General features: G+C 43.1%; 11 protein-coding genes, 1 tRNA gene and 1 pseudogene. 3 read left to right on the top strand and 10 right to left on the bottom strand.

Features of this window, described 5'->3' with window-relative positions; translation table 11 throughout:
* Positions 1–27: 27 nt before the first annotated feature.
* Positions 28–777, top strand: a complete 750-nt coding sequence (locus NQ510_RS07525; RefSeq protein ID WP_008665687.1) for a NigD1/NigD2 family lipoprotein — start codon at positions 28–30, stop codon at positions 775–777.
* Between the two features lie 604 nt (positions 778–1,381).
* Here the strand turns inward: NQ510_RS07525 and NQ510_RS07520 are convergent.
* From NQ510_RS07520 to NQ510_RS07505, 4 genes are all read right to left on the bottom strand, one after another.
* A complete protein-coding gene (locus tag NQ510_RS07520; protein ID WP_005824100.1) occupies positions 1,382–2,035 on the bottom strand; it encodes a hypothetical protein in 654 nt (217 codons plus the stop codon).
* 563 nt (positions 2,036–2,598) lie between these two features.
* A complete protein-coding gene (gene istB, locus NQ510_RS07515) occupies positions 2,599–3,381 on the bottom strand; it encodes an IS21-like element helper ATPase IstB (RefSeq protein WP_005824105.1) in 783 nt (260 codons plus the stop codon).
* Entirely contained in the window at positions 3,368–4,948 is a 1,581-nt protein-coding gene (gene istA / locus NQ510_RS07510; protein WP_005829261.1) for an IS21 family transposase, read from the bottom strand. Before istA ends, istB begins: the two co-directional genes overlap by 14 nt.
* A gap of 116 nt (positions 4,949–5,064) precedes the next feature.
* A complete protein-coding gene (locus tag NQ510_RS07505; RefSeq protein ID WP_005824111.1) occupies positions 5,065–5,595 on the bottom strand; it encodes an Arm DNA-binding domain-containing protein in 531 nt (176 codons plus the stop codon).
* 337 nt (positions 5,596–5,932) lie between these two features.
* Here NQ510_RS07505 and NQ510_RS07500 point away from each other — a divergent pair.
* Both NQ510_RS07500 and NQ510_RS07495 read left to right on the top strand, forming a co-directional pair.
* Positions 5,933–6,006 (top strand) — tRNA-Pro (locus NQ510_RS07500).
* 136 nt (positions 6,007–6,142) lie between these two features.
* Positions 6,143–6,265 (top strand): annotated as a pseudogene (locus tag NQ510_RS07495) (Arm DNA-binding domain-containing protein); the annotation flags it as partial.
* A gap of 177 nt (positions 6,266–6,442) precedes the next feature.
* On the opposite strand, the gene NQ510_RS07490 reads toward NQ510_RS07495, so the two are convergent.
* The 6 genes from NQ510_RS07490 to NQ510_RS07465 all read right to left on the bottom strand — a co-directional run bounded on the left by NQ510_RS07490 (position 6,443) and on the right by NQ510_RS07465 (position 16,823).
* Complete coding sequence (locus NQ510_RS07490; RefSeq protein ID WP_005824115.1) at positions 6,443–8,698, bottom strand: GH92 family glycosyl hydrolase; 2,256 nt, start codon at positions 8,696–8,698, stop codon at positions 6,443–6,445.
* A gap of 4 nt (positions 8,699–8,702) precedes the next feature.
* Entirely contained in the window at positions 8,703–9,509 is an 807-nt protein-coding gene (locus NQ510_RS07485; RefSeq protein ID WP_005824118.1) for a DUF5040 domain-containing protein, read from the bottom strand.
* Positions 9,506–10,867: a glycoside hydrolase family 125 protein gene (locus tag NQ510_RS07480; protein WP_005824121.1), complete on the bottom strand. Its 1,362-nt coding sequence runs from the start codon at positions 10,865–10,867 to the stop codon at positions 9,506–9,508. Before NQ510_RS07480 ends, NQ510_RS07485 begins: the two co-directional genes overlap by 4 nt.
* An 82-nt stretch (positions 10,868–10,949) precedes the next feature.
* Positions 10,950–11,642, bottom strand: coding sequence for a DUF3823 domain-containing protein (locus tag NQ510_RS07475; protein ID WP_005824122.1), 693 nt, complete (start codon positions 11,640–11,642; stop codon positions 10,950–10,952).
* A gap of 16 nt (positions 11,643–11,658) precedes the next feature.
* The gene (locus tag NQ510_RS07470; protein WP_005824124.1) at positions 11,659–13,560 is read right to left on the bottom strand and encodes a RagB/SusD family nutrient uptake outer membrane protein; all 1,902 of its coding nucleotides are present in this window, start codon (positions 13,558–13,560) and stop codon (positions 11,659–11,661) included.
* A gap of 11 nt (positions 13,561–13,571) precedes the next feature.
* Entirely contained in the window at positions 13,572–16,823 is a 3,252-nt protein-coding gene (locus tag NQ510_RS07465; protein WP_227238993.1) for a TonB-dependent receptor, read from the bottom strand.
* Between the last annotated feature and the right edge of the window lie 13 nt (positions 16,824–16,836).

Here is a 16,836-nt window from a genome sequence, read left to right as displayed (position 1 = left end):
CAAATGTTTAATTTAAAAGAGTACACTATGAAAATGAAGTCAATCTTTAACAAGAAAATTTTAATCGCTATTGCAACCATCAGCTCCTTAAGCCTCCAATCGTGCCTGGACGACGATGATAATTATGCCATGAGATTCCCCAATGCCCTGGTAACGGTAAAGACCGATGCAGACCAGACAGTCTTTCTGCAATTGGATGACAAGACCACTCTGCTGCCTACCAACATGACGAAATCTCCCTACGGCGAGAAGGAAGTCCGCGCTTTAGTAAACTACAAGGAAGTGGACGAGCCCAGCGATATCTACACCCAAGCTGTACATATAAACTGGATAGACAGTATCCTTACCAAACCCATCGCCCCGGATTTGGGTGAAGAGAACGATACCGTATACGGCACCGACCCGGTGGAAATAGTGAACGATTGGGTAACCATCGCAGAAGACGGTTATCTGACCCTTCGCTTTAGAACTCAGCAAGGAGACTATCAAACAAAGCACTTTGTCAATCTGCTGCTGAGCGAGAATCCGGAAAACCCGTATGAAGTAGAATTCCGCCACAATGCCAAGGGCGACATTTACGGCAGGTATGCGGACGGACTGGTTGCTTTCAAGTTGGATGCCCTGCCTGATACAGAAGGCAAGACCGTTAAATTGAAACTGAAGTGGAAATCATTTAGCGGCGAAAAATCTGCGGAATTCGATTATTGTACCCGGAAATCCGTAACGCCCGAAAGTCCGGCTATCACTTCCGTAAGAAACAGCCTAAACCTGCAATAACTTCATTCAAAGTATGCCTGCCCGCTCAAAGCCATTGCCTTGCGAAGCAGGCATACAAGTAAAAAGAGAGCAGGACACGTTGACCGAAAGCCTTGAAACTGCAAAATATAGGTTCATTCAATAAAAAAAGCACTATAAATATTTGCTATTTTAAAATAAAGCCGTACATTTGCACCCGCAATTCGGGATGTAGCTCAGCCCGGTAGAGTACGCGTCTGGGGGAAACAAAGAGCTAATTTTCAAGAACTTAATATTACTTTCAGATATAGAAGGAGTTAGAACAATCTGTTCATCTCCTTTTTCTTTTTTATATACAACTTTTCTAAAATAATCATTACAAATTAATGAAAATCGATACAAATCAACTCCGAAACAAACCATAATATCATTTATTTTAGTACACTATAAAGTTCGGACATTCTTTAACCGCGGACAACAAAAAATGCTCTCCAATTCCCTATCAATTCCCCATAAGCAATCCCTATTTTACCAACACTTATAAATAGTATCTATTCTTACAATAGCATTCAAAACAAAAAAAATGCCATTCAATATTTTCATTAAACGGCATTCTATTATATACATGAATTATAATTAGACTAATCTACCCCTCCTCCTTACCTTCATCTTCTCTTTCATTGTCAGCAAATTTCTTTATATTCTTAATTAGATTGTCAACCATTTCATCAGTTGCTTTTTTCCTCTCTTCTTCAGTAGGAGTATGAATAATACTCATTGTACTGCAGTCATTCCACCGAGAACTAACTAATTGTTTTTCTTCTTTGCTATTCATTTCTTTTTCCAGTTTACCATGTGTAACATTCCCACTTTTAATAGAAGAATTCAACAGCTCCCAATGATTTTTATATCCTTCAATATCCTTTTTAAAGATATTATAACGTTCTCCACCAGCTTTCAATTCATATTCTTTCCTGTTTTCTACCACATATGAACTAGGAACTATATAAAAATCAGGCAGTGTAGGAGTACCTTCAATTTCAAATTTTTTATTATATATCACAAATATAACATAGTGGTTATCTTTTGCCTCCACATTACCTACGGGAATAGAATCATATTCACGAACAGATTTCACATCAATCGAGACAGCAGTTTTATCATCCCTCATTATCCAAATATCAACACTTTTCTTATTTCCCATTGTTATATAAGCCTCATAATTCAACCGATACAACATGGACAACACCAAATACTCACTAGCAATTCCAGTATTAAAGCCGTTCTTTTTAGTCGCCATAATCCTAATATTTGTTCATATTAATACTCAATGCACTATACTAACACACTGTATATAGCACATTTATACCTTATGAAGAACAAATATATTTAATTATTTTTGACTATCCAAATATTTATTACATAATCTTTTATAAAGTAGTGAAAGCGTAACAACACAATGAACACCAATATAAATAAAGTACACAGACAACATGTTCATCCTATTCCAGCATTTATATAAACTTTACTTCCCCACGTCTTTTCTGTACCAATAGGGGATGATTTCTTAGCTTTCTCTATAATTTCGTCCATAAATTGTTGTTCAATATTTAGATTTGTTGTATCTTTAGGAACTAAAAGAGAGCTTTCAGAGCTAAAAACAGTTAATGACTGACCCTTGTCTGTTTCAGAATTACCAGGAAGTGTGTAATCGAAGCTCTTTTTTAATTTATCTTCTTGGTTAATTATACTTGGAAAATCCAGTGTAAGCTGCCCCCTAAAACCAAGCGATTCTGCCCCCTTAAAACATTCAACAATGCCCCCTTAAAAAGTCTTGACCGATGGGGTTATTATTATTTTAGTTTATTTCCCTCTGTATGCAGCCATTTTACGGACACTTTCTCCTGTCAGCTCAATCCGGTGCGCCGTATGTATAATACGATCCATAATGGCATCTGCTACTGTAGGGTCTCCGATTGCATCATACCAATTGTCCGTTGGCAGTTGCGAGGTGATGATGATGGACTTGCGCCCATGTCGGTCCTCTATTATATCGAGCAGGATGGGTCGTTCCTTGGCATCAAGGTTCACAAGGAAGAGGTCATCCAATATGAGCAGCGTGCTCCGTTCGATTCTCTTGAGTTCCGATTCCAGTGTGCCTTTTACTTTTGCCACCTTAAGCGTACCCATAAGTTTCGGAGCATTCGCATAATATGTCCGTATGCCCTTCTTGCAGGCTTCATACCCCATTGCTGTGGCAAGGAAGCTCTTCCCGGTACCGGATGACCCTGTGATGAAGAGGTTCTGTCCCTTGCGGATGAACTCCAGCGATGCAAGCCGCTCCATCTGATTGCGGTCAAGGCCACGCGGGATTGCATAGTCTATCTGCTCGAGGCAGGCCTTGTAGCGGAACGCCGCCCCGCGTATAAGGCGTTGGATGGCTGCATTGGCACGGTAGTCCCATTCCCTGGCAAGTAACATGTGCAGGAAAGAGTCGATTGTCATTGTTTCTGCCATAGTGGAGGTTAGGCTTTCAGTGAAGGCGGCGGCCATGCCGTGCAGCTTCATACGGTTCATCAGTTCGATTGTCAACGTGTTGCGGTCTTTTTCGACAGCTATCGGTGCGGTAAGATTATTTGTTTCCATTGTTGTCTCTATTTAAATGTTTTAATTGTGCGAAGTAGGCTGCTCCGCGGATGTTTTTGTGGATAGATGTTACGGGGACCTCATCGTCAATGTCGTCTTTTGACAGGAAGTCTGCATCATCCCCGCGTTCAAGGATCCGCCTTATCTCCTGATATCCGTATAGGCGCAGTTGCGTGGCGCATGCGCTTGCCGCCACCAACCGTTCCAGCCCGAAGGTCTTCTCCAACGCCATGATGCCTCTGCATGAACGGAACGCCGCGGGAGGATACTTCTTGAGTTCCGCCACCTTGCGCAGATACAGCAGCAGGACGTTATCTGTCTGGCCGGCCCGTTCGTAAATCTGTTCCAGATCCTTTTCATAACTTCCATGACGTCCGGGCAGTCCGTGGGCATCCTTGGTCGTATAGGAGTATGGCGTGTCATCGCGCTGGTGTGTGGTCACCAGACGCAGGCCATGATATATTTCCAGCGTGTCCGCATCATAGACAATCTCGACACGTTTGCCTATATACTCTTTCGGTACGCTGTAATGGTGAAGCCTGAAGGTGACATAGCCGTTACGCATTACTGTTGCGGAGCGTCGCTCTTTCATCTGATGGCGTATGGCGGGAAGCGGGCGGAGGCAGTCGGACTCAATCTGCTCGAACTGTTCCCGTCTGGACTGGGGACGCCCGCTCATCCTGCGTCCGTTGAAGGCCGAGAGCGATTCGGATATGGCCGCATTCAGAGACTCCAGCGAGTGGAATACAAGACCCTCGATGTCAGCGTAGACGGATCGGTAAAGTAGCTTCACGGCATTCTCCACCAAGGCCTTGTCCTTTGGATGACGTACCCGTGTGGGGTATACGGTACATCCGTAGTGTTCGGCAAATGCCGCAAACTCCTCGTTGATTACCGGCTCGTTACGGTCGCTGCGGGTTACCGCCGATTTGAGGTTGTCTGGTACGATCGCCATCGGAACCCCGCCGTAAAAATGAAGCGCGTTCTCACACGCCTTAATCAAGTCCTGTCTTGACTGGGACCAGACCGCCTCACAATAGGTATAGTGGCTGCACGGAAGTATGGCCACGAACACTTCAACGCTGCGACATTCACCGCTTTCACTGTCAACGACTTCCAGTTTGTCACCGGCGAAGTCGATATACATCTGGTCTCCGGCATAATGCTCGACATGGCCTACGACATGTGTCACCATACGGTAACGCATGAGATAGTTGCCGAAACTGGCATGTCTGTATCCGTCAGGATGGGTCTCGCGGTACTCTTCGTACAGGGTTTTCACTGTTACGCCTCGGCGGCTAAGCCGGGCAGCATACTCAGGAAGGAGTGCCTCAAGCTCAAGCTGGCGTTGTGACGGTTCCCTGTTACGGCCAACACCTTCAGAGAACATTTCCTGGATGCGAGCGGAAGGCATGGCGGCCAACTCCTTTATCGGTATACCACACTCTTGAAACAGGCGCACATATCTGCGCACCGTGTTGCGGGAAAGCTCAAAGCTCCTGCTTATCTGCTTTATCCCCATCCCCAATGCGTAACATTGGAGGATGTTTGCTATCTTTGTTGTCATAGTAGAAATGATTTTATCCCACCGGTCAAGACGGGAATCAAATCTACGAAAAATCCCCTGCCGGGCATTGCCAAGCAGGGGTATTTTTATATTGGAATCAAGGGGGTAGGATTATTTTAGCACAAGGGGGCAGAATCGCTTGGTTTTAGGGGGCAGCTTACACTGGATTTTCCAACATACTTGATGTCTATCTCTTGAAAATAACGTGTGGACAGCTTCTTGTCGAACAATTTCATATTACAGATGACCTTTTCCCACACTTTTGCATTACCGATATGTCCCGTTTCTTTCATATCCTTAATACACAACAATGCGAAATCCAAGAACTTTCCCTTCTTATCCTTATATAGGAAAGCATCCTCGAATTGATTCAGCGTCCAATCAATCCTATCAAACTCAAAATGGCGCTCGACTTCTTGAGCGCGTGCCAGCAGTTGAACTATTCGCGCATTGAATTCCTTATAATTAGGACAGACACGCTTATCACATCTGAAACGTTCACCAATAACGTCCCATTCCTCCTTCTTGGAGTAAAGCCCCAGTGAAATATACTTGGCTTTCATGTTCTTTATGATTCTCAATGAAACCGGATAGGTTCCATCCTTCCTCCTATTAGAGGAATGCAAAAGCACTTTAAATGTTGCCATATTATAAATATTAAAGTGCAGCAAAAATATAGGGTTATTTCTCAAAAGAAGAAAAATAGGTTTATAAAAATATCGCCTATTTAATACTGATTAACAGAAGAAAATATATACCTAATTTCTGCCACGTTTTCTCCCTAAAACTTTCCTAAAATATTAAAGTAGACTGTATATAAACAAATACAAACAACAATCAACATCACAGCAGCTGATAATCAACTACAAAACAACAAGTTACGCATATCAAAAGAAAAAAACTCATTATTAATACAAAAAAAGAGGAAGAAAATTTGCAGAATCCCCATAAATACGTACCTTTGCACCGCAATTCAAAGAAAGACGGGATGTAGCTCAGCCCGGTAGAGTACGCGTCTGGGGGGCGTGTGGTCGCAAGTTCGAATCTTGTCATCCCGACTGAGTAAAGTGCTGGTAATCCAATGATTATCGGCACTTTTTCTTTTTATACATTTCCTGATTTTAGCAGTAGAAATGGGACAAAATCAAGGTTAGTGTAAACCATAGTGTAAACCGCTGCACAACCTTTAAAGCAATGAGTATCAAGGTTTCAGTGATTTGTTTTAAGAGTAAAGTGTTATCAAACGGAGAGCACCCTCTCATGTTACGTATTACAGAGAGCAAAAAAAGAGTAATGAAAAGTTTGGGAATATCCGTAATATGACATGGTTACCAAAATTTTATTGGCTTATACCCATATATTCTTAACCCAAACTCATACCACTATGTATAAATCTTGATTGGAATCAGTCATAAATAAACATAAACCCAACCTTGACCAATAGTAAAATTAAAATCAGAACTGGGATAGTCGTTGATATAATTTACAACTTCTTTATTTCAGCCCATGAGAGGGTGGTGGACAATCGATACCCCACATCTTATTTTGTCTGTTTCCCATTTTCAAGATCAATACACCTTCATTTATCAAATCCTCATGTGCAAACCAGGCATGATTCAATTCTTTGCCATTGAGAGTGGCCGACTGGATGTATTTATTTTCATCTGACACCCCCTCTGCTATAATTGTGAAAAACTTGTTGTTATGTAACTTGATACGGACCTCACTGAACATCGGACTGCCAATGGTATAAATAGGCAGTCCCGGAGTGACAGGATAAAAACCGAGAGAAGAAAAGACAACAAAGGCTGACATGCCCCCTCCATCTTCATCCCCAGGAATGCCCATCAAATCATTGCGAAACCACATCTTTAACAACTGGCGGATACGCTTCTGAGTTTTCCAAGGCTGACCAGCATAACAATAAAGATAAGGAATATGCAGAGACGGCTCATTCGCCATGGAGAATTGTCCCACATTGCCAGTATGATCGGGTAATTGAGAATAGAAATCAAATTTACTTTTTCCCAAAGACTCATTGAACATCTGATCCAAATTGGCAACAAACTGTTCCTTGCCATTCATCAGTTCAATAAGGTCGGCAATATTATGCGGCACATCCCAACGATACACCCAACCATTATTTTCTCCATAATACTCACGGGCACCCTGACCACCAGAAAAGCGGTAATCAAATGGGCTAATCCACTTGCCATTTTTATCCTTTGGATGGAAAAAGCACGTTTCCTTGTTGTAAATATGGCGATAATTAAACGAACGACAACGATAGTAGGCAGCTTCTTCATCCTTATTTAGCATTTCAGCGATGCGTGACAGACACCATTCGTCATACGCCGTTCCGAGTGTCACGGCTACAGATTGACGTTTTTCGAAGGAATGTACATTCGGATCAGTTTCCTTTTCATCAGGCTGCAAAGCAGGGATATACCCCTTTTCTTTATAAAACAGATCAATCCAGCCACAGGTTGCTGCTGACCAAGGAGCCAATGTCTTCTCTTCAATAGCACGTTTGCACACATTGTATGCTTTGGTTAAATCAAACTTGATTCCTTTGGCAGCCGCATCTGCAATCGTAGCCACTCCATGATTAGAATTCATTCGTCGAGAATCTCCTGTAATTTCCGGGAAAGTAGGCATCCACATCGTTCCCATCTGTTCTGCCATACGCAAATAGGACCGAATGATGTCCAACTCCGTATTTTGATCGATAAGTACACGTAATGGATGGGCTGCACGATATGTGTCCCATATCCAATCATCTGTATAGAAAGGCAAACCATAATCATTATGTACCCGATGATCGAACGCGCTGAAATAGCGCCCGTCTTCGCTGATACAGACTGGGCGTTCAAATACCCTGTACAAAGAAGTATAAAATACCCGCTTACTGTCAGTATCTCCTCCCTTAACGTCTATCTTGCCCAAGGAAGCATTCCAGATATTCCGCCCTTTATCAGCCAGTGCCACCACATCATAACCGGACAATTCACGTTCCATGTTTTTGCGAGCTTGTTCTTCACTGATAAATGAAATACCGTATCTTACACGCACATACTCAGTTTGTTTTGCAAAGGCCAACACCGCACACGCATTGTGACCTTCTGCAGTCGTCGTACGGCTCAATTTCCCATCCACCAGCATGTCTGATTGTACTGGCATCTGCTCAGTTTCCAAATACAGATAGACTCGAGTGTTGTTATCCAAATGCTGGTAACCACTGATATGGTTTTCCGCTACCTGAACTTTTCCGTGCCGGGAATTCACAATGAGATAAGCCGGTTTGTCCGTTTGGGTAAAGCGGAGTTGGTATAAAGCCGATTGACGTGAAGGCGCATACTTGACCTCAATTTGTTCTTCATCCAAAAACACTTCGTAATAGTAGGGCTTGACGTTCTCATGGTCATAGCTATAGTTTACGACCGGCTGTAACGGCTCTCCTTGGCAAGGACTAAGGTTAAAGGCCGAAGTGCCCCGATGGCTGGTAATGATGAGCGGCAATCCATGTAATTGACTACCTGTATAATCACTCCGTTCGGGATATACACGCAACATGCTGTTGGGCAAATGAATCGTAGGATAAGTGGGTACTAGTAAATGGCTGATGTTGCCCATATAAGGGTTGACATAGTCAACGGGAGTCAAGTTATGTTCTTTATTCGATCCCTGAGAGAGGGCGTACCCTGCGAATAAAAAAACAAACACAACACACAAAAAGTATAAATGTTTCATTTTCTTACAGAACTAAGGATTGTATTTGGGCTACAAAAACAGCAGCCATACGGTTTTGAATATAACAGTCTTTACCCCGGTTGGGATGCCATCCATACTCAACCCCATCAATACACTCTGTGTCATCGGCAAAGAGAGTGCTCGTTTGTCGGTGTGTTTCTGGATGCTCAACGGTCTTTGAAAAGCCAATCTGTTCATCAAATTTTACCAGTGGAAAGCCCCATTTGTCGGAGAGTTTCCTGATAGATTCATTATACACCACGCGTGCATCGTGCCAATGGGTACAAAGCAGAATCACAGCCGGCTTCCCCCCTTTCACACCGTAATACTTCGAACCTTTGTCAAATTGAAGTTGATAACAATCGGATATGTATTTCTTGATTACATAATCAAAAGCGGCCGCATAGTTCCCACGGGTAAAAGGCAAGGCATATTCGTGATAGTCCTTTTTCAGCTCATTCGGGGCATACACATCCCGGTTGTGTACCTGCATAATCACGAAGACATCCACCTCGTCCAATTCCTCACGGGAATACAAATCGCCACGTGACATTCGGTTCGCCACATCCGCAATGGCTTCTCCTCCGATGGCCCGGTTGATTCCCTTCGCACGCAACGCCTCACACCCCAACTCAAACCAACCGTTATCCACGGATGCAAAAGAAGCGCCTGACAAGAGAACGGTCAGCTTCTTCTTCTCATCAGACATTGATAAATAACCTTCTCGTACCGGAGAACATATATCCTGTGCCGGTAAAAACGAGACCCAGCAGTATAGGAGTAGTATTATAATATAAATCCTTTTCATCATAATTCATTTAAAAGATGTAACTTTCCGTCTCTAATAATCTTAAGAACCAATTCACCAAACAAGGAATTTTGCCAGGCAAACCACGAACGTGTGAACTTTTCAGGCTGATCTTTGTGAAAAGACTCATGCATAAAGCCTGTATTAGCATCCGTAGCCAACAGCATGGCAACGCACAATTTGATTTCCTCATCGTTCTCCGACGTCATGGCACGTATGATTATGCTCATGGGCCACACCATGTCCATTCCTATGTGAGGGCCACCGATGCCTTCGGCATATTTGCCCTTGAAAAAATACGGATTGTCCAGACTCAACAGATATTTTCGCGTATTCTGATAAATCCTATCCGAGGGCTTCACATCGCAGATGTAGGGCAAAGCCAGCAGACTGGGAATATTAGCATCATCCATGCAGAGCTGATTGCCGTATCCGTCCACTTCAAAAGCATAAATCTTTCCATAGGTAGGATGCTTGTGTATGGCATGTTTTTTCAACGCTTCGCCCACTTCCATATACAACACATTGCACGCACGAGCCATTGCTTTGTTTTTGTTCACCTTCAATAGGATCTCCTCCATCTGACGCAAGCTGGTCACAGCAAAAAAGTTGGAAGGAATCAGGAACGGATAAACAGTCGCGTCATCCGAAGGGCGAAAAGAAGAGGCAATCAGTCCGTTGGCACGGACCGGATTTCCATATCCATCGTTGGATAACGTGTCATACTGCCGGTCCGTCACACGTAAAAACGAATAATTACCCCGATTCTCCTTCCGTTGCTGGTCTTTGAAAACTGTCAGGATAGATTCAACCACCTGCATCCATTCCGCTGTAAAAACGCTGTCATCACCGGTTACTTTCCAATAATGATAAGCCAGACGAACAACATAACACAGCGAGTCGATTTCCCACTTTCTTTCGTGAATTCCCCCTCTCATTGGTGTCCTGTCATTTTGCCACTCCCCTTTTCCAGAGAGATCACGGTAGAACGCATTCGCATACGGATCCAGCAGAACTAATCTGAACTGTCGTAGAATCACCCCCCGAATCATTTTCCTCAACCGCTCGTCCTCATTGGCGTACATCAGATAAGGCCACACCTGGGCGGAAGAATCCCTAAGCCACATTGCCGGAATATCCCCCGTTACCACAAAAGTGTCGTCCTCCGGTTCCGATTCATAAAACACCGTCGTGTCCAATGTGTTGGGAAAACAGTTGGCAAACATCCATTTGAGCTTCTCATTTTTCAGTAGAGTGACCGTCTCCTCAATAACCCGTTCGACGACTTCTGACCGGAAAAGTCTTTTTTCCACCGGTGGACGTTTAGACGTATACATTTCAACATGATCGATCCATTGCATTTCTTGTCCCGAAGAACAAGGATGTGCAAAAAGTAGAGAACAGACCCATAAAGAGCCTATAGTGAGTAATTGTCTCTTCATCTTACAAAGCTAGTCTTACTGCAGGAACGTAATTGAATTTCGCACCGCCAATGTTAATTCTTGCGCCAATTCTAAAGTAATATTGCGTGCCGGATTTTATATTTTCATGTTTTAAGTCCAATTCCAATGTAAACTCATTGCCAAGGTACGAGTTATCCACACCTTGCTTTACCACAAACTCCTTGAGTGGTTCGCCAACATTCGGTTCACGGTGACCGTAAAGAGCCACTTCCGCCACCTCTTGGTCAACCGTCTTTTCTAGACGGAACTTAGCCACAACCTTGCTACCATTTTTTTGAATGGAAGCATTTTTAATACGGATGTAAGGCTGCACTCTGAAGTCATATACCGTATTACCTTTCACCACAACTTCTTGATCTTTGACAGACACAAAGTTACCACGCATCAGACTCATCGTATACGAACCTGCAAACATCACGTTGTTTCGATACGTACCATTGTTCTTAATTACCATGTATTGCGTTTCAGGATTCTCAAACCCATGTTCGATAAATTCGATTTGTGCCCCGTCAATAATATCCTGTTCAACCAGTTCGCCAGTTTCAATGTCTAAGATTTTGCCTTCAATGGTAGCATTCGGACCATCATAGTTGTCTATTTCCAACAAGTCGCAGGAAGTGACTGCAAACAATGTCAGCAAAGCGAAAGCCATATTTTTAATGTTACGTTTCATAGTTGCTATTGTTAAATTAGTGTTTTGGATTCTGAGTTAAACCATTGGTAGAAGTTCCAGGAATATGTCTGTAATAATGATGCGTTTGGAAAGTACAAGAGTTTGCACCCGGTACAAACTTACGCACAAAAATATACTGAGGCTTTTCCCCTCGTAAATCAATCATAGGCACCAACGCCATTTTACGGCGGTTATCGAATTCCGAATGGAAATCCCTGCGTCTAATCAAATCCCAGTAACCCTTATTTTCAAAAGCCAACTCAATTCTCCTTTCGCGCAACACATTATCAAGAGTCAAGTCAACCTCTGTAGTATGAGCTGCTCTCTTACGCAAGTCATTCAGTCCCTTCTTGGCCATATCCAGCAAATTACCATCCGTTTCACCCTTTTCAACAACCGCTTCCGCAAAGTTCAGCAAGATTTCGGCGTATCTGAAATCCATAAAGTCGGTAGTCGACTGCAACTCCTTGGTCACGGTCAGGTTCTCATTTAAGAATTTGCGCATCAAGAACCCCGTACGCGTACAGTTCGGTGTACCGTCAAAACCCGAATAATCCTTCGAGAATTGAGCACCGAATGTATAATACGTCTTACCATTATGTTCACAAGCACCCGGTGAACTCATCAAGTCACCATTCGGTTTAATCACCCCCCCCTGGATTACAATCTTCTTCCCTTTCCACACACTGTTCGGATACGTGATGCAAGCAAAAAAGCGGGCATCCTTATGCTTGAAGATTTCCTCCGGCGAATCAAAATGGCGATAAGCAACATACGGACGATAGCCTTCATTATCGCTCACCTTTCCATCTTCCGTAGTGATGATCGGAGCAGCATGCCCCGGATTGGTATAATCCTCATACAAGTCAATCAACTCAAGAATTGGATTGGTTCTACCTCTGTGAGGGAATCCTTCCGCATTCTGATTCGGATTGTTCCAGGCATCATAATCATGTGCAATCCGAGTACCCGGAGCTCCATAGCCTTTGATAAAAATAGCCTCTTCACCAGCCACATTCGGATCTGTGAAAAGCGCTCTGTAGTTAGCAATCGCTTCTTGCACACTACCTGGATGCGCCTTATACAACCCAAACCTATTGGAAGCGATGATAGCTTTAGAAGCATCTATGCAAGCCTGATAATAACGGCTGGCATCTGACTTGTCCAAACCAACAAAATTCTTATCCACCGCTTCCCCTTCCAACGGAGCCTTGTCCCAATATTTAGCTACAGAAGCTGCATGTAATGCTGCCCTTGACTTCAGAGCATACGCCGTCCACTTCGTCGCCCTGCGCTTCTCTTCACTCGGATTGTTTCTGGTTTCCGGCAACAGACGAATCGCCCTGTCACATTCCTCCATCACAAAATCCCACGTTTCTTTTTCTGTGCTACGAGGTACCTTCAAGTTATCCGTATTCGGCTCAAACTCCTGATACTTCGTAATGATGGATACCCCCCCATAACGCTTCGCCAAACCAAAATAAGTATACGCCCTTAAGAAATGGGCTTCCCCCATCAACGCATCCTTTTCCTCTACCGAAATATCCAAATTGGGAATATACGTCATCAGCAGATTGATATTTCTGTTCAAAAAATACCCCTTATTCCACCAGTCATTGGCAAATTGGTTCCAGTTGGGCCATTCCGAATGGATGGCTTCCAGCGCATATTGCGCCAACGTCAAAGAACCAGTATTCCCTCTGGCGTTAAATCCGGCAGCAGGCATATATACAAAATCTTCAATCGGTGAACCATAATAGAGATCAGCTAGAAACGACTTGATACCATTGGGATCCGACAAGACACTTTCACCCGGTATTTTATTTTTTGGTTCTAAATCCAGAAAATCAGAACAAGCTCCACATAACACGAGCAAGAACCCCACAATTACATATTTAAAATTTAACATCTTTTTCATACGTATAATATTTAGAATGAAACACTTAAGCCTACATTAAAACTCTTTGTCAAAGGATAGTTGTATCCGGCACCATAGTCACCCTCCGTCTTTTCAGGGTCAAACTGTTTCAAGAACGAGTCGGTGAATGTAAAGAGATTGTATGCATTGAAATAGAGTCTCAAATTTTCAACACCATATTTTTTAGTAAATGTTCTAGGCAATATATAACCCACTTCAAAGCTCTTCAGGCGTAAATAAGACGCTTTCATGTTCCATGCCTGACTATCGCGGTAAGAAGAACCCATTTCCTGAGAGAAACGATTAGCAGGCCATTTACCAGGCACCCAATTGGTGTTGTCAGGATCATAGGAATCCTCCAAATGCCATCTGTCAAAGAAATAAGCAGGTAAATTACCATTGTTGAAGAACATTTGGCTGAATACCTCATTGAAACGGATGTTGTACATACCAGCACCTTGGAACACCATTGTCAAATCCATATTTTTCCATTGTGCATTCAACGTAAAACCATAAAAGAGTTTCGGTGTCTTGTTTCTGAATATCGGTTTGGTATCATAACCATTGATCACACCATCACCGTTATAATCATCATAGATATAATCACCCGGCAACAACTGCGTATTTCCTCTATTGTCGCAATGAATAGCCCCATGTAAAATCTCTTCATAATTTTGGAACTGTCCGACTTTGTCGAATCCCCAAACCAAGTCATTCCAACGGTTTGTATATCCATTCTTCCAACGGTCGTAACTGCTTCGTGCAGCCGGTTTATCCACTGTGCGATGCATGGTTCTGGCAATATTCATGTTGAAAGAAGCGCTGTAAGAGAAATCATTGATGCGATTTTTGTGAGAAATGGTCAAGTCAAAACCCTGTGTACGTTCACTTTCCACATTCTCCACCGGCATTGATCCACCAAACGTATTCGGCAAGTTGCCTTCTCTGATTTTCAACTTTCCGCTCTTGTGTTTCTTATAGAAGTCAAGTTCAAAATTCAGTTTGTTTCTTAGCACAGAAAACTCGACCCCCACATTATACATCTCCGAACGCACCCACGTAAAGTCCCGATTGATCACACCCGGAGCTGCCATCGTACCCAGGAACTTGCCATCTTCAAACTCATAACCAATATTCACATTAGGTGTGAAACCCATCACGTGTTGGAATGGCTCTCCTACATTTTCACCAATGACGCCATAAGAACCACGGATTTTCAAATTATCAATAAACGAAAAATTATCTTTGATAAAGCTTTCTTCAGAGATTCTCCAGCCGGCTGATAAAGAAGGAGAGAACGCCCATCTTTTGCCGGGTGCATAACGGTAAGAGCCGTCATAACGGCAAGCATATTCAAATAAATACTTACCCATGTAGTCATAGTTAAATTTACCGATGTATGCCATAGTTGTCTCTTCATGTTCCGTACCGCTATTCGTCTGTACCCCCGATGCATAATCCATCACATCTGTCGTGTAAAAATCATATTCACGTTTCAAGTAAGAGTGTTTCTTCTCATATTTCTTCTGTTCGTAAGCAACTAATGCCGAAACATGATGTTTGTCCAGGAAGGTTCTGTCGAATGTCACCTGCGCCTGCAACACAATGCGGTCTGCATCTTCCACATTATTGGCAATACGCGGCTTGTTTTTCAACTGATAATTCAAATCGGACGAATAAATGCGATAACTCTTCCATAAATTTTTATTGAATACACTATAGCTGTCATAGGCAATGGTGCCTTTCGCCTGCAGTCCCTTCAAGAAAGGCGCATCATAAGTCAGCGAAACAGCCGACTGAAGCGATTTGTTCTTGTCCACCGTATACCCTGCATGCTTTTTCTGTGACATCACCACCGGATTTTCCTGATTGTAGATATTCGCCGGATAAGCCGGGTCATCGTTAATATACGGACGTTCGTTCGGATGACTGATGATGGTACCTTTGTACATCCATATAAAGCCATCACCACCCGGGAAATCCCTCATGCCATAACGGCCCGAAACCATCACATCCGTTGTCAGATAACGGTTCAATTTGGCAGAAACATTGCTTCTGAACGTATAGCGGTCATAACCCATATCCCCACTCTTGAAAATACCGTCTTCATCATAGTAGCTGAAACTGAGGAAGTATTTCATAATCTTATTGCCACCCTCAATAGACAAGTTATGATTATGTCTCAAACTGGCTTTTTTCATGGTTTCATTGTACCAGTCCGTGCTTTCATAACCCGGTCCGCCAGCTCTCCACTTATTTAGTTCTTCATTGGTAATACTATGCACCCCGTCTCTATAAAAAATCGCATCATCGTACATTTCCAGATATTGGGCCGCATTGGCCATGAGGGGACGGTCAGTAACCTTCTGCCAGCCCACATTACCCGAATACGTAAACTGAGGACGGTGGGATTCCCCTCTCTTCGTAGTCACCACAATCACACCATTACTGGCATTCATGCCATATACTGCAGCGGAAGCGTCCTTCAACACCGAAACACTTTCGATGTCACTAGGATTCAATTGTTGGAATTCAACGCTACCATCGCGTACAATACCATCGATGACATACAAAGGTTCTCCATAGCCGCGGATGTTAATCATAGAATTAAAAGTACCCGGCTCACCATTCTGCTGTCTTATCTGCAATCCCGGCATCTTACCCTGTAAAGATTGCGCCAGGCTGGAGCTCACAGTCGTATTGATCTCCTTGGTCTTTAACGAAGCAATACTTCCCGTCAAGTTACCTCTCTTCTGCGTACCATACCCCACAACTACCACTTCATCAACTAGATTGGCATCCTCTTCCAGCGTAATTTCGTAATAATCCTTCTTCACTCTCAGTTCCTTCTTGCCGAAACCGATGTACGAAATCGTCAGCAAGTCGTTTTCGTGCGCATTCAAAGAGAATTTACCATTCAAATCAGAAATGGTACCACCGGCACCGTTTTCCACAGCAATGGAAGCGCCGATGATAGGAACACCAGAGAGGTCTCGGATAATCCCCGAAATCCTTTTGGCACTCCTCTGCTGTCCTTTCGACACTTTGGAATCAATTTTATACAACACCACATTCTTTCCCTTAATTTTATAGCCGATATTTTCCCCTTTGAAAACCACCTTCAAGATTTCCTCAATCTTTTTATTTTTTAAAGACACCGAAATCTTTCGCTTGGGATTGAACAGATTGTAATCATAAGTAAAAAACAGATTGTTCTTTTTTTCAATGATTGATAGCACCTCCGTGATGCTTTTGTTTTTCACATCCAGTGAAATG

Source organism: Bacteroides uniformis, assembly GCF_025147485.1.
GTDB classification, from domain to species: Bacteria; Bacteroidota; Bacteroidia; order Bacteroidales; family Bacteroidaceae; genus Bacteroides; species Bacteroides uniformis.
Note: the sequence above shows the minus strand (reverse complement) of the source record. Positions and strands in the feature narration are given on the sequence as shown.

What these genes read in the sequence shown, in the direction of transcription:
- NQ510_RS07525 (WP_008665687.1), top strand. Translation starts at nt 28, where the DNA reads ATGAAAATGAAGTCAATCTTTAACAAGAAAATTTTAATCGCTATTGCA.
- NQ510_RS07520 (WP_005824100.1), bottom strand. Translation starts at nt 2,035, where the DNA reads ATGGCGACTAAAAAGAACGGCTTTAATACTGGAATTGCTAGTGAGTAT.
- istB (WP_005824105.1), bottom strand. Translation starts at nt 3,381, where the DNA reads ATGGAAACAAATAATCTTACCGCACCGATAGCTGTCGAAAAAGACCGC.
- istA (WP_005829261.1), bottom strand. Translation starts at nt 4,948, where the DNA reads ATGACAACAAAGATAGCAAACATCCTCCAATGTTACGCATTGGGGATG.
- NQ510_RS07505 (WP_005824111.1), bottom strand. Translation starts at nt 5,595, where the DNA reads ATGGCAACATTTAAAGTGCTTTTGCATTCCTCTAATAGGAGGAAGGAT.
- NQ510_RS07490 (WP_005824115.1), bottom strand. Translation starts at nt 8,698, where the DNA reads ATGAAACATTTATACTTTTTGTGTGTTGTGTTTGTTTTTTTATTCGCA.
- NQ510_RS07485 (WP_005824118.1), bottom strand. Translation starts at nt 9,509, where the DNA reads ATGATGAAAAGGATTTATATTATAATACTACTCCTATACTGCTGGGTC.
- NQ510_RS07480 (WP_005824121.1), bottom strand. Translation starts at nt 10,867, where the DNA reads ATGCAATGGATCGATCATGTTGAAATGTATACGTCTAAACGTCCACCG.
- NQ510_RS07475 (WP_005824122.1), bottom strand. Translation starts at nt 11,642, where the DNA reads ATGAAACGTAACATTAAAAATATGGCTTTCGCTTTGCTGACATTGTTT.
- NQ510_RS07470 (WP_005824124.1), bottom strand. Translation starts at nt 13,560, where the DNA reads ATGAAAAAGATGTTAAATTTTAAATATGTAATTGTGGGGTTCTTGCTC.